Source organism: Mesorhizobium sp. P2_D6, assembly GCF_056404315.1.
Window position 1 is genome coordinate 243487 of the sequence record NZ_JBFUEG010000007.1, and the last position, 19102, is coordinate 262588.

The 19102-nt window shown below is 60.9% G+C and carries 16 protein-coding genes and 1 tRNA gene; 6 read left to right on the forward strand and 11 right to left on the reverse strand.

Going from position 1 to position 19102, the window contains the following annotated elements:
- The 4 genes from AC1D1L_RS17435 to AC1D1L_RS17450 form a co-directional block, all read right to left on the reverse strand.
- Window positions 1-1494 carry a DNA cytosine methyltransferase gene (locus tag AC1D1L_RS17435; RefSeq protein ID WP_477342745.1) on the reverse strand — a complete coding sequence of 498 codons (1494 nt, stop codon included), beginning with the start codon at window positions 1492-1494 and terminating at the stop codon, window positions 1-3.
- Window positions 1491-1898 (reverse strand): very short patch repair endonuclease, encoded by a 408-nt coding sequence (locus AC1D1L_RS17440; RefSeq protein ID WP_477342746.1) that lies wholly within the window; start codon window positions 1896-1898, stop codon window positions 1491-1493. Before AC1D1L_RS17440 ends, AC1D1L_RS17435 begins: the two co-directional genes overlap by 4 nt.
- 325 nt (window positions 1899-2223) lie before the next feature.
- Complete coding sequence (locus AC1D1L_RS17445) at window positions 2224-2466, reverse strand: conjugal transfer protein TraD (protein WP_477342747.1); 243 nt, start codon at window positions 2464-2466, stop codon at window positions 2224-2226.
- Between the two features lies 1 nt (window position 2467).
- Window positions 2468-2794 carry a conjugal transfer protein TraD gene (locus AC1D1L_RS17450; RefSeq protein ID WP_477342748.1) on the reverse strand — a complete coding sequence of 109 codons (327 nt, stop codon included), beginning with the start codon at window positions 2792-2794 and terminating at the stop codon, window positions 2468-2470.
- A 172-nt stretch (window positions 2795-2966) separates the two neighbouring features.
- Here AC1D1L_RS17450 and traA point away from each other — a divergent pair, with 172 nt between their 5' ends.
- Both traA and AC1D1L_RS17460 read left to right on the forward strand, forming a co-directional pair.
- Entirely contained in the window at window positions 2967-6011 is a 3045-nt protein-coding gene (gene traA / locus AC1D1L_RS17455) for a Ti-type conjugative transfer relaxase TraA (protein ID WP_477342749.1), read from the forward strand.
- A gap of 121 nt (window positions 6012-6132) precedes the next feature.
- Window positions 6133-6381 (forward strand): helix-turn-helix transcriptional regulator, encoded by a 249-nt coding sequence (locus AC1D1L_RS17460; protein ID WP_477342750.1) that lies wholly within the window; start codon window positions 6133-6135, stop codon window positions 6379-6381.
- A gap of 106 nt (window positions 6382-6487) precedes the next feature.
- On the opposite strand, the gene AC1D1L_RS17465 is transcribed toward AC1D1L_RS17460, so the two are convergent.
- The 4 genes from AC1D1L_RS17465 to AC1D1L_RS17480 form a co-directional block, all read right to left on the reverse strand.
- On the reverse strand, window positions 6488-7738 hold the full coding sequence (locus AC1D1L_RS17465; protein ID WP_477342751.1) for a DUF3644 domain-containing protein: 1251 nt from the start codon (window positions 7736-7738) through the stop codon (window positions 6488-6490).
- A 149-nt stretch (window positions 7739-7887) separates the two neighbouring features.
- Window positions 7888-8028, reverse strand: a complete 141-nt coding sequence (locus AC1D1L_RS17470; protein WP_477342752.1) for a hypothetical protein — start codon at window positions 8026-8028, stop codon at window positions 7888-7890.
- Window positions 8029-9032: 1004 nt separating this feature from the next.
- The gene (locus AC1D1L_RS17475; RefSeq protein ID WP_477342753.1) at window positions 9033-10604 is read right to left on the reverse strand and encodes a hypothetical protein; all 1572 of its coding nucleotides are present in this window, start codon (window positions 10602-10604) and stop codon (window positions 9033-9035) included.
- Between the two features lie 207 nt (window positions 10605-10811).
- Window positions 10812-11027, reverse strand: a complete 216-nt coding sequence (locus tag AC1D1L_RS17480) for a helix-turn-helix domain-containing protein (protein ID WP_477342754.1) — start codon at window positions 11025-11027, stop codon at window positions 10812-10814.
- A gap of 87 nt (window positions 11028-11114) precedes the next feature.
- On the opposite strand from AC1D1L_RS17480, the gene AC1D1L_RS17485 reads away from it, so the two are divergent.
- The gene (locus tag AC1D1L_RS17485; protein WP_477342755.1) at window positions 11115-11708 is read left to right on the forward strand and encodes a hypothetical protein; all 594 of its coding nucleotides are present in this window, start codon (window positions 11115-11117) and stop codon (window positions 11706-11708) included.
- Window positions 11709-11987: 279 nt separating this feature from the next.
- Here AC1D1L_RS17485 and AC1D1L_RS17490 read toward each other — a convergent pair.
- Both AC1D1L_RS17490 and AC1D1L_RS17495 read right to left on the reverse strand, forming a co-directional pair.
- Window positions 11988-12064 (reverse strand) — tRNA-Arg (locus AC1D1L_RS17490).
- Between the two features lie 215 nt (window positions 12065-12279).
- The gene (locus AC1D1L_RS17495) at window positions 12280-13194 is read right to left on the reverse strand and encodes a DUF1003 domain-containing protein (RefSeq protein WP_477342756.1); all 915 of its coding nucleotides are present in this window, start codon (window positions 13192-13194) and stop codon (window positions 12280-12282) included.
- Window positions 13195-13470: 276 nt separating this feature from the next.
- Between AC1D1L_RS17495 and AC1D1L_RS17500 the strand changes: the two genes are divergently transcribed.
- Window positions 13471-13920 carry a universal stress protein gene (locus AC1D1L_RS17500; RefSeq protein ID WP_477342757.1) on the forward strand — a complete coding sequence of 150 codons (450 nt, stop codon included), beginning with the start codon at window positions 13471-13473 and terminating at the stop codon, window positions 13918-13920.
- A gap of 226 nt (window positions 13921-14146) precedes the next feature.
- Here AC1D1L_RS17500 and AC1D1L_RS17505 read toward each other — a convergent pair whose 3' ends face one another.
- Entirely contained in the window at window positions 14147-15133 is a 987-nt protein-coding gene (locus tag AC1D1L_RS17505; protein WP_477342758.1) for a D-alanyl-D-alanine carboxypeptidase family protein, read from the reverse strand.
- A 409-nt stretch (window positions 15134-15542) separates the two neighbouring features.
- Here AC1D1L_RS17505 and AC1D1L_RS17510 point away from each other — a divergent pair, with 409 nt between their 5' ends.
- Together AC1D1L_RS17510 and AC1D1L_RS17515 are read left to right on the forward strand one after the other, a co-directional pair.
- On the forward strand, window positions 15543-17354 hold the full coding sequence (locus tag AC1D1L_RS17510) for a methyl-accepting chemotaxis protein (protein ID WP_477342759.1): 1812 nt from the start codon (window positions 15543-15545) through the stop codon (window positions 17352-17354).
- Window positions 17355-17712: 358 nt separating this feature from the next.
- Window positions 17713-18804, forward strand: coding sequence for a hypothetical protein (locus AC1D1L_RS17515; RefSeq protein ID WP_477342760.1), 1092 nt, complete (start codon window positions 17713-17715; stop codon window positions 18802-18804).
- The last annotated feature ends 298 nt before the right edge of the window (window positions 18805-19102 follow it).

Below are 19102 nucleotides of genomic sequence, written 5' to 3' on the forward strand. Positions count from 1 at the left end.
TCACGCCGCCTGCCGGTCAGAAGCCTCTTTATTCTTGCCGGTTCGACTGGTCAGCTGCTCTTTGAGGACGCGGGCAACTGCGAGGCCGAGTAGCGGCGGGACGGCATTGCCGATCTGACGGAAAGCAGCATTCATCGCGCCGGCAAAGACGAAACCGTCTGGAAACGACTGGAGCCGTGCTGCTTCGCGCACTGAGACAGTCCGCCTCTGCGTGCTGTCGTAGTGAATATGCGAGTAGGTGTCCTTCCCCATGTGCGCGGTCAATGTGCGGGAGGGCTTCGACGGATCAAGCTTCCACCACTTGTTCGGAAACTTCTCCGGATCATACGGCGGAACCACCTGCGCGCGCAGATCCCTGTAGGCGGTCGACTCCTTGCTGATGTGCGTCAGCCCCTGGGCGATCAGTGCGTCCTGGAACATCTGTTCAGCAAGCGCGCGTGCCTGCGGATAGTCGGCACCGTGCTTCATGCCCGCGAAGATCGGGAAGTCCCGCGGGGTCAGGCGAATGAGGTGGCCGTTAGCGCCATCGGCGGTTTCGAAGCCGGGCCAGTTCCGCATTTTCAGTGCATACGCCGACGGGCCGGTAGCCAGCTCCCGATAGGGCAGAACTTCCGAGAGCTTGCGGCGTCTTATGACCGCAGGATTGCTGGCGTGTTCCTTGATCCTCGGCAGGTCATCGAGCGCGGCTTTCGCGCCGACGGCGTCGGCCAAGTCCGCCGAGGGGATATGAATTTCGTGGAAGCGGTGGCTTCCGGGGTCAACATGCTTAAGGGCTACACGACGAGAGCCTTCGTACCCGCGCGGCAGATCGAGGAAGTGCAGCGGTTCCGGAAATTTCGGTGCTTTGCCCAGGACATCGGCGAGTGCGACGATGAAGAGACGCTCCCGGACCTGGGGTACGCCGTAGTACGCCGCGTTGAGGATTGTGTAACCGGTGCGATATCCCGACAATTCGAGGGTCTCGCAGATTTCCTCGGGCACGTTGTGACCACCGAAATTCAGAATGTCCGGCACATTTTCGATGAGAATGATCAGCGGCTGCGTGTCTTCGACGAATTTGAGGAAGCGGCGGTAGAGCGAAGCGCGCGGGTCTTTCTGGAACGCGTCTTCGTGGCCGGCAATCGAGCGTAGCTTGGAGCGCCCAATTCGCGCGAACGCTTGGCACGGCAGGCCGGCGGCAAGAACGTCAAAGGACTCTGAAGCTGATGTTTCGAACCCCAGATCCTTGACCAGCTTCGCGGCCGTTACATCTTCCATATCGCGCGGCTTCGACCAAGCGTCATCCGGCTTGCGGTCGCCGCCGAAATTAAACGCATAGCTTCGCGCGGCTTCAACATCGAGTTCGATGTGCGCGGAAAGTTCGAAGCCGGCAGTCTTCAGTCCGAGTGATAGCCCCCCGCAACCCGAGCAGATTTCGAGTGCGCGCGGGGTCGCCCCGGTCTGCAGGCGAACGAGCTTGTTTCGGCGAATCAGCTGGTGGTCGGATGCGGTCATGATTCCAAATATGCCTGGAGCTTCGACTTCAAGCCAGGCAGATCATGGACCTCGCATTCCCATACGATTGCTACCTTCCACCCCAAGTCCTGAAGCTCCCCTTGCACGCGTTCATCGCGGGCGACGTTAGCATTAAACTTTCCTTGCCAGAATTCAATGTTTGACTTGGGAGTATAGCAGCACTTACAGCCTTCGTGGCGATGCCAGAAGCAACCGTGGACGAAGACGACTGTATTTCGTGACGGAAAGACGACGTCGGGCCTTCCCGGCAGATCGCGGCGGTGGAGCCGGAAGCGATAGCCCATCGCATGGGCCAGCCTGCGAACGGTCATCTCGGGCTTCGTGTCCTTGCCTTTGATGCGGCCCATCATGGCCGACCGTGCTGCGGGTGTGATTATGTCCATGGCATAGATGATAAGCGAGATACCGTGCGTCCTCGATCAAAAAATGACGCGCCCCCGCACGTTCTAGAAAACGTCTACCGCAGGCGGCAGCTTTCTCTCAAACCGGGGAACGAACGGCGCCTGACGAGGTCCGAACCTACTGGCTGCTTCCAACGCAAACATATGTCTGCTTTCCCGGCATTGGTCCGCAAAAGCTGCCGGTCTGCCTCTGTCCCCAATAGAAACATGCGGCATCCTTAAACGCAGCGTCGACGGCTGGCGCAACGCGGGCGGAGCTACGCTGTTTGGAGGCTTCGCGCCGCCCGCCACTCGCGCGTACCGTCGCTTACTGATCCTTTCGTTTTTCATACCGTTCCGCGTCAAACGCCTGCTTTCCGTTCACGATCCACAGGTCGCGCGCATGATCGCCTTCTGGGCTCTGCAGCTTGTTGGCGATCCAAAGCAGCGCGCCGTAGATGATGGCGCGGTCATCAGCGGTCAGATCAACAATGCCTGCCTTGACGACGAGACCGCCGAGTTCGATCAGATGTCGGGTGCGCCTGCGTCGCTCGACCTGCCAGGTGCGCATGTCATTGCGAGCCAGAGCCGCTTGCCGGCGATTGTGGGCTGCCTGATTGCGCTTGAGCGCCGCGAGGGTTGCGCTGAGATGCCGAAGCAGCTCGCCGGGGCCTGCTCTCGAAAAACATCACTCCACGCTTGGCCCATGCCTCGCGCTTTGCGGTGTCTTTCGTTTCAGCGATTGCGACCAGTGCGCCGGCCAGTTCGTCGCTGCTGAACTGATCGGCGCCGGTGGCGATCACCAGCTCGCCAAGTTGATGCACCTTTCGCGCTTTGAGTTCTCGCGCTTTGTCTTCCAGCGCCTTCAGTTCGGCGTCGTAATCGCGTGGTTTGCGCATGGCTGTCTCCGTCGATTGTCGATGCCAGGATGATAGGGGAGCGTTAGCCGGAAGGCTTCAGGGTTGCCGAGACAGCCCGGGACGGGCTGGTCCATCCCGAGATTTTTTCGAGGGAGGGCGCGCTTATACGTCGTGCCGACGTGCGCTTTGCCGTGCAAATGATCCTGTCGCGATGGCGATCTATCATCTTCACGTCAAGGTCATTGGCCGCAAGGCAGGCTCAAGCGCTGTCGCGTCGGCTGCCTACCGTTCGGCATCGCGATTGCGTGACGAGCGGATTGATCGAAGCCATGACTTCTCGGCCAAACGCGGCGTCGTCCATTCCGAGGTCTTGCTGCCGGAGGATGCGCCGGAGGCCTGGCGCGACCGCGAGAGGCTGTGGAACGATGTCGAGGCGTTCGAGGTCCGCAAGGACGCGCAGCTTGCCCGCGAGGTGGAGTTTGCGCTCCCGCGTGAATTGTCCCAGGGGCAAGGCATCGAACTGGCGCGCGACTTCGTTCAGGCTGAGTTTGTCAGCAAGGGCATGGTCGCTGATCTCAATGTACATTGGGACAGAGCGGAGGATGGCAGTCCCAAGCCGCATGCTCATGTCATGCTCACCATGCGGGCCGTCGACGAGAACGGTTTTGGTGCCAAGGTTCGAGACTGGAATGCTACCCAGCTGGTCGAACGCTGGCGCGAGCGATGGGCGGAACTGGCCAATGAACGTCTGGCCGAACTCGACATCGACGCCCGCATCGATCATCGCAGCCTGGAAGCGCAGGGCATTGCCCTGGAGCCGCAAACCCAGATCGGTGCACCGGCGCAACGCATCGAGCGCAGCGGCCTTGCTGCTGGCGACATTGAAGCCGATCGCGCCGAACTGCATCGCGAGATCGCGCGCAACAATGGTGCGCGCATCATTGCCGATCCATCCGTGGCGCTCGATGCCATCACGCATCAGCAATCGACCTTTACCCGAAAAGACATTGCGAAGTTCTCGCATCGGCACAGCGACGGAATGGAGCAGTTCAACGCGGTTATGGCAGCCATCACCAGCGCGCACGACCTGGTTGAACTCGGCAAGGACGGACGCGGCGAAGATCGCTTCACCACAAGGCAAATGATCGAGACCGAACAGCGCCTGCATCGCGCGGCGGAACGCATGGCCGGGGACGAGCGACACGCGGTGAGTGACGCACATCGCGAGGCAGCACTGGCGCGGGCTGCGCAACATGGTCTTGTCCTCTCAGGCGAGCAGACCGATGCGCTTGCGCACATCACCAATGGCCGCGGTCTTGGTATCGTTGTCGGCTTTGCCGGAACGGGCAAGAGCGCCATGCTGGGCGTTGCGCGCCAGGCATGGGCAGCCGCAGGTTATGAGGTCCGAGGCGCGGCACTTTCCGGCATTGCCGCCGAGAATCTTGAAGGTGGATCAGGCATCTCGTCGCGCACCATCGCCAGCCTGGAACATGGTTGGGGACAGGGCCGCGATCTGCTCACCGCCCGTGATGTCCTGGTGATCGACGAGGCCGGCATGGTCGGCACGCGCCAGTTGGAGCGCGTGCTTTCCCATGCGGCGGACGTTGGCGCAAAAGTCGTCCTCGTCGGCGATCCGCAGCAGCTGCAGGCAATCGAGGCCGGCGCTGCATTCCGCTCCATTCACGAACGCCACGTCGGCGTCGAAATCGGCCAGGTGCGTCGGCAGCGCGAGGACTGGCAGCGCGATGCCACGCGCGATCTGGCAACCGGCAGGATCGGCGCTGCGATCAGCGCCTATGACGACAGAGGCATGGTGCACCAGGCTGTGACGCGGAACGAGGCGCGCCGCGATCTGGTCGAGCGCTGGGACCTCGACAGGCAGGAGCAGCCCGAGGCAAGTCGGATCATTCTCACCCACACCAACGACGAGGTGCGCGCGCTGAACCAGGCGGCGCGCGAGCGCATGCGGGCTGCCGGCGATCTCTGCGACGATGTTCAGGTTGATGTGGAACGAGGTGCAAGAAACTTCGCCAGCGGCGACCGTGTCATGTTCCTGCGCAACGAGCGCGGCCTCGACGTCAAGAACGGTACGCTCGGTGTGATCGAAAAGGTCAGCACACAAAGCATGGCCGTGCGCACCGATGATGGCAGGTCGGTCCGCTTTGACCTGAAAGACTACGCACACCTTGACCACGGCTATGCCGCGACCATCCACAAGGCACAGGGGGTGACGGCCGACCGCACCCACGTGCTGGCGACGCCGGGCATGGACGCACATGGCAGCTACGTCGCTCTGTCCCGGCATCGTGGAGGCACGGACCTCCATTACGCAAACGACGACTTCGCGACACGAGACCGGCTCGTTCGCACGTTGTCGCGCGACCGCGCCAAGGACATGGCGTCGGATTACGAGCAGATTGACCCGGCGCAGAGCTATGCCGAGCGGCGCGGTATTACCTTCCGCGAGCGTGTGGTCGAGATCGTACGCCGGATCGTTCCGGAAAAGCTCCGCGACAGGATTGGCGAGCTGCTGGACGGGTTGCGCTCGCCCGGAGACGTCGAGGCCGGTCAAGAACGTGGGCGGCCGGCAAGAGAAAATGATGGGGCGCAAATCGGAGATACTGGTTCCAGGCCCGAAAGAAAAACTCCCGCCACTGGAGTGTCGCGCGACACGGATATGCCGATGGACGCGGAAGCGGCGTTGCGCGGCGCTCGCACGAAGGCGCTTGTACGCCATGCGCGCGCCCTCAACGCGATCCTCAGCACTGGAAACGCGGACGGGCAGAGCAGTTCCGAGCAGATGCGCGAATTGAGGGAAGCCCGCAGCGCGTTCGAAAAGGTCCGGCCGCATGGCTGGCGCGATGCCGAAGCGGCCTATGTGAAAAACCCCGAGCTTGTCCGTGAAGCGGGGGCCGGTCGGGTCAACCGCATAGTCCTAGCTCTCCAGCTTGAAACGGAAATCCGCACCGGACTGGCTATCGATCCGGGCCGCCGCGCAGACCGTTTCGTGGAGCGTTGGCAAAAGCTCGATCGGACGAGCCAGGGCCAATATCAGGCCGGCGACATGTCCGGCTACAAGGCAACGCGCTCGGCAATGTCCGACATGGCCAAGAGCCTCGAACGCGACCCTCAACTTGAATCCCTACTGGCCAATCATAAAAAGGCGCTTGGCATCCAGGTCGAGTCCGGCCGACGCCTAGGTGTGGAGCTCGCCTTCAACCACGGCATTGGCAGGGGGCGCGGTATAGGAATCTAAACCCTCTGATTTGCCGCCGTTTCCACGCTACAGGCGGGTAACGCAACAAAGCCGATTGTGTCCAGCACAGGTTCGCCCTTTCTGTCTCAGCAGATACCAGCAACGCCCGGAGGGCCGCGTTATGTCCGAGCCGGATCGCATCATACGCCTCAGAACTGTCCTTTTCCGGACCGGCCTGTCCCGCTCGACGATCTATCGGAAGATCGCCGAAGGCACGTTCCCGGCTCAGATCAAGATCAGTGTCAACGGGGCTGGCTGGCGGGAATCCGATGTTAATCGATGGGTTGACGATCCAGTTGCATGGCGAGTAGAGCGCGGCAAAACAACAGCGACTAGCAATCGGTCGTCAGGCATCGGGGGGATGGCGTAGCCATCGGGTGCGGTTAGTAGACGGGTTCAGTTCTGGAATGACTCAAAGACTATCGCAAGTCGGTACGAGACATACAATCCGGACGCTGCCAGCGACTCGACCATCATCAGGGTTTACCTTTGCCCGGCGCCATGACGGCGGCTGGAACTGGCGGAATACCGATTGCAGCCTTCGGTACCTCGGCCGCCTTTTTCACCGGAAACAGATCGCCATTGTTGCCGGGTTCCACTGGTTTGGTCGGCTCTGTGAGCTCGCTGACGAGCAGGTCCACCCACGCATCGTTGTACGTGTAGCTATCATAGGCCTTGTGAAAGATGCAGTAGGTCCGGTTGGTCTTGTCCCCCCTGGCAGGCCGCACCTTGTGCCTCCTCCAGGCGTCGGTGTGGTCGCTAAGTGTGAAACGTTTGGAAGTTTTCTTGCTTACCAGCGCCGCCACTTCTCCGGGCCTATGGGGATAAAGCTCATCAGAGATTTTGTACTTCTGCAGGACGTTGTGAACGCTCTTCCCCTCTTCGGATTCCGGCGTAAGGAACTGAATGTGCGCGCTTCCCTTCGATGCACTGTCGAACGTGTAGACCACCCGGAACTGATATTCGAGGTCGGCCAACTCTTCTTCTGTAAGATTTGCGGTCAGTAGTGCATCCAGTGCGGCAATGTGTTGAGGCACATCGTACTGATGCAATTGAGCGGCTTGGTCGATCTGGAGCTTGCCGAACTGCAGGGCGACGGAGATCTCGTTCTGAAGGCTCAACCGCGGACCGTGCCACTCAACGATTGTTTTATCGAAATTGAGGCAGCAGGCCTGGAATACCGATAGCCAACGCGGATCGCTGCGCCCCAGCAGCTTGTGTTCGACTTCGTCTCGAATGGCCTTGATGGTGGCCAGATTGTTTTTGATGCCTTTGGAGAGCGGGCAGTCGATCTTACTTAGCATGTGGCTCAGGGCAAAGGTGGTTCCGTCAGTGTTCAGTATCGAGCCATCCTTGCGCTGGTGGTGCTCGTGAAGAAGGTACGTCCATGCGATGTTCGCAAGAATGGCAAACATGCCGGTTTTGAATTTGTAGGTGCTGCTGTTGAAGATGGTAACGGCAAGGATCATTGCCTCGCGCGCCCTTATCAACCGCTCGTCGTCGTAGAGATTCAGGCCGGTGACGGGATCAAAGGACTCTTTCCGTTTTTTGTAAAATTCAACCTGCTCGCCGGTAGCAGGCACAATCTTTTTGTCTTTCTTGACTCCTGAAATGCGGCCAAAATTGACGGTGGGCGTGCGCTGGTAGTTAATGAGCGCATGGATATCCTGGTTGCGCTCCCCTTTGGCCAGCAATGCCTTGACGATGCTCTTCTCAAGAGCAGTCAATCCCCCTCCGGCCATCATGCTCCCCCAAATCGCCGAATGACGGAATTACGTTCCGGGGGCAGTCTAGCGCTGTATTTCCAGAAGTTGAAGTAAGCCTCCGGCCAATACGAGCGGAATACATGAAAAGCGAAAGCTGAACGTCATAACCCTCACCAAAAAGATACCCGCACGTAACGCCTAGTGGCCTGAAGCTCGCGGTAGTCGGGTTTAAGCTGGTTGGTCTGGAATTGCTGCCAGCGGCGCCAGTCGATCCCGACCATCGTCATGATGCCGATGAGGGTTCGAGTCATGAACCACTGGCCATTCCTCTCCACCCTACCCCTCCACATATGGGGCAAGCGCCCTCGCACGCCTGAGCATAATCTTGGCACTCCCACCGCGAGAAAGGCCGGAAAAAGCCTCGGCCGCGGGATGAAGGAGCTGCTTGCACCATTGCCCGGCATACCGAGAGGCCCGTCGGCACCGGCTTTGCACCAGAACTGCCGTAAGACGCGCGGAATCTGGCCGCTTATCTGCCAAGGCAACATCACACAGATAGAGCTGGCGAAAATGGCGACTGCTTTACCGGCAGGACTATCATGCGGATGCGTCAGGACGGTGTGCTGTTCGCTGATGCCAAAGACCCTAAGAGTTTTCGTACGGCACCGAACGTTGGCGGACAGGCACAAAGTCTATCAGTGGACGGGGAAGCTTCCGGCTGGCTTCGATCGCCGATCAGTCAAGCGCGGAGGTTATAAACAGAAAGGGGCACCTTGTGGTGCCCCTCGCTGTCAGTTTGCTAGCTACCGAAATAGCCGATCAGGAAAACGACGATCTTGAGGACCGTCTTAAGTTCCAGCTTCAGTTCAATGTTGACTCGGATGACCATTCTCGTGGCATTTCCGGGTCTGCAGGCGCCGACAGAACCCAAATGGGGTTGATGTCGAGACTTCGAAATCCAGTTCTTGTATTCCTGTGACTGTTGGGCGTGGCCACGCCACTATCAGTCACTTCACTCTCGCTTTTAAATTTGAATCTGTTTTGCTTATCTGATGATTTTGCTGATTGGTTCTGTTTGTTTTGCGCTTGCTGAATCTGTTTTGCTTATCTGGTTTTAGCTGGTTCTGTTTGTTTTGCGATTTTTGATTTGCTGATCGGTTCTGTTGGCTTTTGCGTTTGGCTGAATTTGATGATTTGCGGATCTGTTTTTTGCTGTTTTGCTCATTTCGGCGCGCAGTGCGCCAAACCGCATATGGGCTCGCCATCCCCCTCAGTCAAGAGCTTCAGACGCACTTGCCGGATGCCCGAGCGACCGTCATTTTTCTGGCAGGTCTTTGCGCCACGGTATGACCTCGTTCATGTCGAAGGGAAACGGTTTCATTTCCAATTTCCTCCCCACATCCTCCAGCACTCCACTCAGATCCCAGGCCTTGTATTTTTCAGTGCTGGAGGCGTCGATTGCTTCGTACCAACCTGCCTCGTCAGCCATCGACAGCGTTAGCGAAAGTTCGTGCGCTGAGCAGAAGACTACCGGCTTGCGGTCAGCCTCAGTGATTTCAGGATGTTTCGCTGAGACCTTCACCGCCTCATCCATCACGGCGTTCCGGACGACGCTGTCGAGCCGTAGCCAGTCATCCATTGTGACGACCAGGCCCCGGGCATCCGCGGCAACAGGGTTGATTGCGTATACGCCGGTCCTCGCAGCAGCAAAGAACCTCCACAACTGCACAACGCCTCGGGAAAGCTCATTGATGCCGCGTCGGGCTCCCACAATCAGGTCAGCTGCAAACTGGGCAGAGAACGTATTCTTTGTGGCCTTGCACTCTATGACAACCGTGATCCTTCCGCCGGAGCGTACAAGAACATCGGGTGTATCGAACCTGGTCTTCTTCGGGCCGATCTTGGCCTCGCCAAAAGTCTCGATGTCTGGCATGTAGGCCGGGATCAACCCCTGAACGTAGCTTTCGAAGCGCTTTGCCGACTGGTTCCGGATCGTCTGCGCATCGTCATCGATGAAATCGTAATAGAGCCCGCTCGTTGCACGCTGCACCAACAGCTCCGGGATTGGTGAGATGTAGGCGCCATTTTCCGGATTCTGTATCACTGGGTATTTTCGCAGGATGCTCGGGAGGTGAGAAGCAGACAGGCTGCCGCCTGTGGCAACGATCATATCCCGCCTCAACTGGATGGCCTCGTTCCTTACTTCGGGAACCGGGCGGGATACCACCTTCAAAACATTGTCCAAGAGGTCCTTCTTGCCCGCTAGCGGTTTGTAATGCGGCGATGCCAGCCAAGGCTTGAGAAGAAACTCGAAGGCCAGGGTAGAGCAGACCAGGGTGAAGTCATCGATGCTGAAGCCGTGCCGTGCCAGGAAATAGGCCTTAGCGTCTTCGTGACCGTAAACATACAGCGTTCGCCTGATCGTTTCAGGATGGAAAAATCCCTGCTGCCAGTGGAATTGACGATGCGGAATACGGCTAAGCTCACTGAAAATGTTCTTGTCGCTGATACGCGCCTCGGCTTCCTGATTTTCCAAGTCTCGCAGGAGATTTACGACCGTGGTCGTCGCGTCGAAGGTATCTATCAGCGTAACCCGCTGCTTGTATCGGCGCAGGTCGTGTCTGGCATAGCGGTGGACGGGCGCCTTCTGCGTGGTCAGCAACAGGAGTATTAGCGTATCGAGCTCCCACTTGCGGATCGCCATTTTCGACGTGAAGTCACTGGTTGCGGCCTCGGGTGGGTACTTCAGGTAAGGTTTTGCTGGTTCCGGCGTACCGGACTGAATGATGAGGGTTGCCCACATCAATTGCAGGAACCCTGCGTCGTCAGCCTCGGACAGCATCGTCAGAAGCTTCTTCCGGATTATCCGGGCTTTCAGTACACTCACAATTTGTTCCCCCTCACTAGGCTAGCCAAAGCAGGGACAACAAAAAAGGGCCATAGGCCGTCGGACGACGGCGGCAACCCGTTCAGCCTGTAGTTCATCCTCTAAAATATTGCACCCCTACGGCCGATATGAGGCGCGAAGCTGCCGGTCGCTGGCTACATGTCCGCTCGAAGCGTGCTCGCGAGGGGCTCGTTCCTTATGCCAGTACTAGGAGTCGTTGGGTTTGACCAACTCCAGATGACTTACCCCTAATGCTTGGGCAAGCTCGTAAAGAGTGATTACGGTGGGGTTCCGCCGACCGCGTTCGAGGCTGCTTAGATACTGCTGACTGAATCCGGAGCGTGCTTCCACATCCTCCTGCGTCAGGCCTTTCTCTCGCCGAATCCGCGCGAAGTTTTTTCCAACCAACTGACGCATGTCCATGCGTCGGACAATCGAGGTTTACACACTTTAAGTTTATCAACTATAATATGTATTCACTGAGCCCGAAACTCGCCTGGAGCCCAAACCGTGTCGACGACAAACCCGAATGTCTTTGCCGCAAGCCGGAACGAGGTGGAGCCGCAACTGGCTGGCGTGCATGACCCCGCGTTGCAGTTAGTGAACGATTGGCAGATGGCTCGATACGTCTCCCTGCTACTATGTCGCGTGCAGCAGCGTTTGGAGAGCCGAATGATGGTCAATACCGGAAATTGGGGATTGACCGCAGATTTACGAAACCAGGCTGAAAGCCAAGCAGGGCACACTGGCCGTGATTCGGGGGCATATGCGGTTGCGCGAGAGGCCGAGGTCTTAGCGATGACCAAAACTCTAAAGCTTCAAGATATAATCCCCGAGGTGGCGGCTTCGTCGCTCACGGGGGTCATAGCCAAGTTGGAGATGATCGTCGGCGCAGATCGAGATATCGGTGACCCTACTGACTTCCCGTGGCCACATATTGCTTCGGTGCTACGCGACCTCAAAGCCGTTGCGGGCGAATTGCCTCCTTATCGGCCGGACCGCGCCTCGACACGCGCGGATGCAGCGCGCTATTGGCAGGATGCTTGTAAGCTTGTCAGGGCGCTTGCGGAGGAAGATGCTCTGCTGAACGCAACCACTTTGTAGATCTCGCTAGACTGGCCAAGGCTTGCCGGGTGGCAGGTTTCCTAACGTGGCATGTTGAAACTGGCCGTTGTCCAAAAGCATCGTCACGGCCATGAACGTAGCTATTGCCGCAATCGGTAGTTTGCTTGACGGGAAACGGGCGTCTGACTGGACAGCGTCTGGCCTATAGCTGATCCGAATATCCTGCGGACTGCTTCCGTGGTGCTTCCGCGACGTCTTTCTCGACCTCTTCCCATCAAGAAATGGTCTTGCTAACCGCATGTTTTTGCAATATAAAAGTGGCGCACCCGACAGGATTCGAACCTGTGACCTCTGCCTTCGGAGGGCAGCGCTCTATCCAGCTGAGCTACGGGTGCTTTCAGGATCGGTGATCTTGAAAACGAACCGGCCGATAGGCCGGCCAGCAACGGCTTCTTAGCGGAAGCCGTGGCGGGCTTCAACGGGCAATTGGAGGGGCGACGCGAACTTGGCAAGGGTTTGGCCGCATTGTGCCGCATCCGGCCCTTCGCAGGCTCAGGGCGTTCGCCATTCAAAAAGCCAAGCAATTGGCTTTTTGTCCGCTGCGCGGACCTCACCCCGCCACCTCACCCTTCACCGCCCTCTTCCTTACACTGCGTACCGCCCGCTTCGCCTTCTTCGCACCCGTTAGCTCGTGCATAGCGTCCAGCTGCATCTGCTGCATTTCGGCCAGCCGCGTCCATTGGCGCGAGATCAGATAGTCGAGCTTTTCGTGCAGATGGCGAACTTCCAGTTCGGCTTTCAGGTTCACCCGGTAGTCGTTGAAGGAGCGCAGGCGGTCCTTGGCCTCCGTCCGTCTCTGGCTCATCATGATGATCGGCGCCTGTATGGCGGCGATGCAGGAGAGCAGAAGGTTGAGCAGGATGAACGGGTAGGGGTCGAAGGCGCTGCTCATGCCCGCGACCAGGTTGATGCCGATCCAGATGGCAAGCACGCTGCCGAACGAGATGAGGAACCACCAGCTGCCGCCGAAGGCCGCCATATTGTCGGAGACGCGGTCGGCGAACGACCTGTGCTCCTCGAACTCCTCTTCCGAGTTTTCCGAAATCGTGTCCTGCCGGGCGATCGATTCGACCACCTGGCGGTCGAGCTCGGAGAATTCGCCATGCTCCTGCTGCAGCAACTCCTCCATGTAGCGCATGCGGTAGCGGCCGAGCTCCTCGCGGCTGATGCGGGCGCCGCGCGGCAGGTCGGGATGGTCGGAGCGGATGCGGTCGGCCAGGCTCGGCCTGAGATCGTCGATGCGCACCAGGTCGCGCTTGCGGAATTTTCTACCTGATATCGCCGACGGTTTTCGCTTCGGCTTCAGGCGCCCAGGTTCGGCGGGTTCGGTATCAGGCACCTCGGGCGCTTCGAGCACCTCGTCGGCAACCAGCTCGGCTTCGTGGGCGGGCGGCGCCTCGAAATACTCGCCGCCGCTGTCGTTTTCGCTGTCGGCCTGCTCGGATGGTTTTGGGACGGTGCTCATGATGCCGGCTCCTGCTGTCGCGCTGTCGGTCACGTTACGCCAAGCGGGCGCGGCATAGCCACTGTTGCGGTGAGATTTGCGGGCTTGTGCAAGCGCTTGTGATGACGCGAGGGTCGTCACGCGCGCCGGCTGGCGCCATGGTCATCGGCGGCTGGCCTCATCCCGGCCCTGTGGCCAATCTGGCGGGGCGCTTATATCCATGGGAGAGGCTGCGCCATGAAGCGCTTCGCCAGTCCATCAGGGGCATTGGATCGCCCCACAACAGGGGTTGTCGCCATGTACAAACATATCCTGATCGCCACCGACGGTTCGGAACTCGCCGGCAAGGGCGTCGCCCACGGCCTCGAACTGGCCAAGGGCCTTGGCTCCGCCGTCACCTTCGTCAACGTCTCCGAGCCGTTTCCGGCACTGGCCTGGGGTGGGGCAATGGCCGGCTATGTCGCCGGCGAAGAGCTGGTCAACTACGAGGAAAACGCCCGCAAATATGGCCGCGAGGTGCTGAACAAGTGCAAGGCTGAGGCCGACGCGCTCGGCGTGCGGGCAAAGACCCTGTACGTCGAGAACAGGACGCCGGCCGAGGCCATCCTCGACGTCTCCCGCTCCGAGGCCTGCGACCTCATCGTCATGGCCTCGCACGGCCGCCGCGGACTGGGCAGGCTGGTGCTGGGCAGCCAGACCGCGGAAGTCGTGTCGCTGACGGAAATCCCGGTGCTGGTGGTGCGGTAGGGCCCTTGCGGATAGGCAGCGATCCTTCACGACCCCCCTCTGTCCTGCCGGACATCTCCCCCTCAAGGGGGGAGATCAGATGTCACAACGGCTTTCGCCAACCACGAAAAGGAGGCGCGACGCCGAAGCTGCTAATCTCCCTACTTGAGGGGGAGATGGCCGGCAGGCCAGAGGGGGGTGCTGCCCCGCCGACGTTTCAGAGTTTCTCCACCAAAACGACGGGGTTCTACTGCGGCGGCAAACCAGGCAACTGCGACTCAGGCGGCTCCAGACCAGGCAGCGCCGAACCCGGTGGCGGCAGGCCGGGAGGCGGCGACGCGGCCGGCTGGTCGCCCGCAAACATCAGCCGCGTCTTCGTATCGGCCATCGCTGGCGAGAGGCTGCGCTGGATCAGCGCTTCGACATGGTCGTTGCGCTGGCGGGCGCTGTCGGCGCCCATCACCACCACGATCAGCCTGCGGCCGTCGGCATTGTAGGAGGTGACGATGTTGAATCCGGAAGCCTTGATGTAGCCGGTCTTGATGCCGTCGACGCCGCGCACCCGTCCCAGCATGTCATTGTGGCCGCGCACCAGCCGTCCGCGGAACATGAAATCGCTTTCGGAGAAATAGTGGAACTGCTGCGGGAACCGCGCGCGCAGCGCCATGCCAAGCGTCGCCATGTCGCGCGCCGTCGTGTGCTGAGCGCTGTCGGGCAGGCCCGACGCATTGCGGAAGACGGTGCTGCTCATGCCGATCTGGCGCGCCTTGGACGTCATCATGGCGGCGAACTGGTCCTCCGAGCCGCCGAGACATTCGCCCACCGCCACCGCCACGTCGTTGGCCGATTTGACCACGATCGCCCGGATCGCCGAATCGACATCGATGCTTTCGCCGCGCCTGAAGCGCAGCTTGGTCGGCGGCTGCCGTGCCGCATTGTCGGACACCGGAATCTGCGTTTCCTTGGAGACGCGGCCGGACTCCAGCGCCTCGAACAGCAGATAGAGCGTCATCATCTTGGTCAGCGACGCCGGATAGCGCTGCGCCGTCGAACTGACCTCGAACAACGTCTTGCCGCTGGCATCGACGACGATGGCCGCATATTTCGCCTGCGGCGCCGGCACCGCCAGCACGCTGTCGGGCGGCGCCGTGGTGCTGCAGCCGGCAACGAACACCAGCAGCGCCAGGGCGGCGACAAATCTCTGGAGGAGGGCGAGGAAATGGAAATCGGGCAAGGCAAGTCCGGCGTTGCTGAGAGGGCCGGAACCTAGCCTAACCCATTGCCTTCGTCCATTTGGTTAACGGGGAAACTGCCAATCTCCCCCCTTGCGGGGGAGATGCCCGGCAGGGCAGAGGGGGGTGCTGTCCCGCCGGCCTCTTGCCAGGGCGCCGCAATCTCCTCGGATTGGGGGGATTGAGTGTAACTCGAAGGTTGGCGAACCTTCACACCCCCCTCTGTCCTGCCGGACATCTCCCCCGCAAGGGGGGAGATTGGATGTCACGCGGGGCTTCGCCAATCACCGCGCTGAAGTGGCGACCTCGACGTCTGTCCGCCCCGCCCCGAAATCGCCTGTTTCCTGTCCTGTTTTGCCGGCGGGGTTGCGCTGCTACACTGCGCGCGGCAATTGCTTGGGGGATTTGACAATGACCGGTGACATCGGCGCGGCTGCGCCATCTCTTATCAGGGCTTCGCTCAGCCGCACCGGCAAATGGGCCGGTAGCGTCGCTTTCATCGGCGGGGCTGCCTCCGACATTCTCAATCCGCTGGCGCCGTTCGCCGCCTACATCGCGCTGGTCGCCTCGGTTGCCGCCGCCATCATCGCCATCGCCATTGTTCTGCGGCTGGTGCTGGCCGCCAAGGCGCTGCCGGCGCTGATCTTTGCCACCAGCGCTGCCGCCGTCGCCGGCGGCGTCTACGGCCTGCAGCAGCAGACCAATTCGCAGAACGGGATCATCGCCGGCCTGGTGCCGGCCATCGCGCAACTGCAGCAGCAGCTGGGCATCGTCTCGGCCAGGGTGGCCAAAATCGAGCAGACCGTCACGCAGACCCAGCAGACGGTCGACCAGGTCAAGCAATCGACCGACGCCGTGGCGAAAAAGACCGAGGAGATTGCGTCGAACCAGCAGCAGCAGACCGAGCAGGGCGCGCAGACGCAAAAGACCGTCGATCAGGTCAAGCAGACCACCGAAACGCTCGCTGCCGGGCAGCAGAAACAGGCCGAGCAGGCCGACAAGCTGCAGGCGACCACCGAGCAGATCGCCGCCTCGATCGACACCATCGCCAAGGGTTTTGCCGCATTGGCCGCGCAGGGCGGGGCGATTGCCGAGCCGAAGCGGCCGGACGAATTCTACCACAATGCCCGCGTCTACGAGCTTTCCGGCGACATGCTCAACGCCCGCCGCTCCTACCTCGCCTTTGCCGGCTTCGACGTCGACGCCGTCGACCCCTACACCCGCTTTGCCACGCTGCTGCGCGTGCAGGACGGCAAGGCAGGTGCGCGCGAAGTGTTCGGCCAGTTGGCCGACAAGGGCAAGGCGCTGTCGATCAAGCTGGTCCATATCCTGCAGTTCGACGATGCCCAGCGTGTCGACAAACTCAACGCTTTTATCGCGGCCAATCCGGATTTCGCGCCGGCCTATTATCTGCTCGCGCAGGAGTTCTCCGAGGATCGCCTCGGTGTCCAGTCGCTGTCCGACAAGCGCGGCGAAGCCGAGGCGCTGACCAGGTTCGTCTCCTATGAAAAGGATGGCGGGCTGCTCAAATATTTCGTCGACCAGACGCAGCTTGCCGACTGGCTCGACCGCAGCCGCACACGGCTGGCGGCCCTTGGCGACGTGCTCGACCCCGCCCGTTTTGCCCCGTCGCTGACGCCGATGCGCTCCAATGCCGGCTGGACCATCTCAATCTCGCTACCCGAGGCGGCGACCGGCATTTCCTGGCGCCTGGGTGAATCCGGTCCGTTCACCGACACCGGGCTGATGGCGATGAACGACCAGCGCACCGGCAAGCCGATGCCCAATCCGAGCTTCGAATTGCCCGACAGCACCGCGGCCACCATCATCGGGGTAAAATATCTCGATCTCAGGGGCCGCGAGACCGGGCCGTTCAACATAAGTTTCGATCCGGAAGCCGCCCTCCAGCAGGGCAACAAGCAGATCCTCGACCAGTTCTGGACCTCGTGGATCGCCTTCGACGCCAGCGGCAATCACGGCCTGGTCTACTTCTCCCAGATGCTGTCGTTCCGCTGCGGCATCAAGGAGGTGCGCTACAGCCTGAACGGCACCGCGCTCGACAAGGAGATCAAGCTGCCGCCTTGCGACAAGAAGGACCCTTACGCCATCCCCTATGACTACCAGCCCTACTTCAAGGTCGCCGACAGCGTGACGTCTATGGCGGTCCAGGTCACCTACACCGACGGCACCAAGTCGCCGGTGCGGGAATACAAGCGGCAATAGGGGCAGGGCAGGTCTTGGTCCAGTATGTCTTGCCGTTCCGACCGTTTGCGCCGCCCCTCATTGCCCTGCCGGGCATTTCTCCCCGTATAGTGACGGGGAGAAAGGGGCTGGCCGCAACGCCGGCGCCCTTCTTGCAGCGCTGGTGATTGGCGAAAGTCGCGACGAAAGCGCCCCTCTCCCCGTCACTATACGGGGAGAGGATGCCGGTAGGCAGGTGAGGGGCGGCGCTGACCTTCGATAAGTTGGCCACCTTCGATGATGGCAGCGAACTGGTCTGATGCAAAATGCCGGAAGCTGCGCTTGCGCAAGCCGCGCGGAGCGGGTTTGTTCGCTGCCATCAGAATCAGCGGGTGCATGGATGGATACGGTCACGATCAAGGCAAAAGGCATTTCGGTCACGCTCGACCTCACGGTCGGGCATATCGCCGACATGACCGTCGACAGCGATGGCCGCCAGCTGAAGCCGCTGCACCGTGCGCCATGGGTCGATGCCGGCGAGACGCTGCCACCAGACCTGCCCGAGGGCACCGTGCGGCTTTCCGGCGATTTCCTGTGCGCGCCGTTTTCGGCGAGCGATATCGAGGCCGCGCCACTGCATGGCTGGCCGGCCAACAGCGGCTGGGATGTCACCGCCAATGAGGCGAGATCCGATGGCTGGCGCGCCGTCTTCCGGCTGCGCCGCACGGTCATGGGCGCCACGGTCGACAAGATCTTCACGCTTCGGGACGGCCATCCTTTCCTCTACCAGGAACATGTCTTTTCCGGCGGCACCGGTGCGGTGTCCGCCGCCCACCATCCGATGACGGCGATGCGCGACGGCGGCCGGCTGGCCTTTTCGCCCAAGCGCTTTGCCGCAACGCTGGACACACCGTTGGAGCCCGATCCGGCCCGCGGCCGCTTCAAGCTTGCCTATCCCGCGCGCACCACCGATCTGACGCGCTTTCCGGCCACCGGCGGCGGCACGCTCGATCTCACCGACTACCGCATGGAGGATCAGCGCGAGGATTTCATCACCATGGTTGAGGCCGATCATGGCGGTCCAGGCTGGACGGCGCTGGCGCGCCGGGCCGAACAGGATCTGGTGCTGGTGCTGAAGAACCCGGCCGAATTGCCGGTCACCATGCTGTGGTTCAGCAATGGCGGCCGCGACTACGCGCCGTGGAGCGGCCGCCATCGCGGCGTGCTCGGCATCGAGGACGGTCGTGCCGCCGTCGGCCATGCCGCCTCGATCGGCGACAACTGGCTGAAGCGCGAAGGCGTGGTGACCGCCTTTGCGCTCGGCGGCGAAGTCTCCTTTCGCCATGTCATCGGCGCGCAGCCGCAGGCTAGCGGCGAGCCGCCGCGCGATATCGCGACAACATCAGGTCACATGCGTCTCACCGGAGCCGATGGTTCGCCCCGCGACGTCGCCTTCGACAGCGATTTCCTGCGCATCGGCAAGCACGGCTGATTTTCGAACGCTAGCGCTGCCCCTCACCCGCCTGCCGGCATCCTCTCCCCGTATAGTGACGGGGAGAGGGGTGATGTCGCCGACGGTTTCGCTAATCTTCGACATTGCAAGAAATGCGCGAGGTCGCGGCCAGCCCCTTCTCCCCGTCACTATACGGGGAGTCGAGGAGTGGTCCGCGAAGCGGACGAAAAGCCAATTACTTGGCTTTTCGAATGACGAACTCCCGGCAGGGGGATGAGGGGCGGCGCTGACCTGGACCGTTGGCTGTTGGCCAGACGACCCAAATCCCGGTTTGAAA

Bases quoted from the DNA above. Each gene is read 5' to 3' on its own strand.
- AC1D1L_RS17435 (WP_477342745.1), bottom strand. From the start codon at position 1,494: ATGACCGCATCCGACCACCAGCTGATTCGCCGAAACAAGCTCGTTCGC.
- AC1D1L_RS17440 (WP_477342746.1), bottom strand. From the start codon at position 1,898: ATGGACATAATCACACCCGCAGCACGGTCGGCCATGATGGGCCGCATC.
- AC1D1L_RS17445 (WP_477342747.1), bottom strand. From the start codon at position 2,466: ATGCGCACCTGGCAGGTCGAGCGACGCAGGCGCACCCGACATCTGATC.
- AC1D1L_RS17450 (WP_477342748.1), bottom strand. From the start codon at position 2,794: ATGCGCAAACCACGCGATTACGACGCCGAACTGAAGGCGCTGGAAGAC.
- traA (WP_477342749.1), top strand. From the start codon at position 2,967: ATGGCGATCTATCATCTTCACGTCAAGGTCATTGGCCGCAAGGCAGGC.
- AC1D1L_RS17460 (WP_477342750.1), top strand. From the start codon at position 6,133: ATGTCCGAGCCGGATCGCATCATACGCCTCAGAACTGTCCTTTTCCGG.
- AC1D1L_RS17470 (WP_477342752.1), bottom strand. From the start codon at position 8,028: ATGACTCGAACCCTCATCGGCATCATGACGATGGTCGGGATCGACTGG.
- AC1D1L_RS17480 (WP_477342754.1), bottom strand. From the start codon at position 11,027: ATGGACATGCGTCAGTTGGTTGGAAAAAACTTCGCGCGGATTCGGCGA.
- AC1D1L_RS17495 (WP_477342756.1), bottom strand. From the start codon at position 13,194: ATGAGCACCGTCCCAAAACCATCCGAGCAGGCCGACAGCGAAAACGAC.
- AC1D1L_RS17500 (WP_477342757.1), top strand. From the start codon at position 13,471: ATGTACAAACATATCCTGATCGCCACCGACGGTTCGGAACTCGCCGGC.
- AC1D1L_RS17510 (WP_477342759.1), top strand. From the start codon at position 15,543: ATGACCGGTGACATCGGCGCGGCTGCGCCATCTCTTATCAGGGCTTCG.
- AC1D1L_RS17515 (WP_477342760.1), top strand. From the start codon at position 17,713: ATGGATACGGTCACGATCAAGGCAAAAGGCATTTCGGTCACGCTCGAC.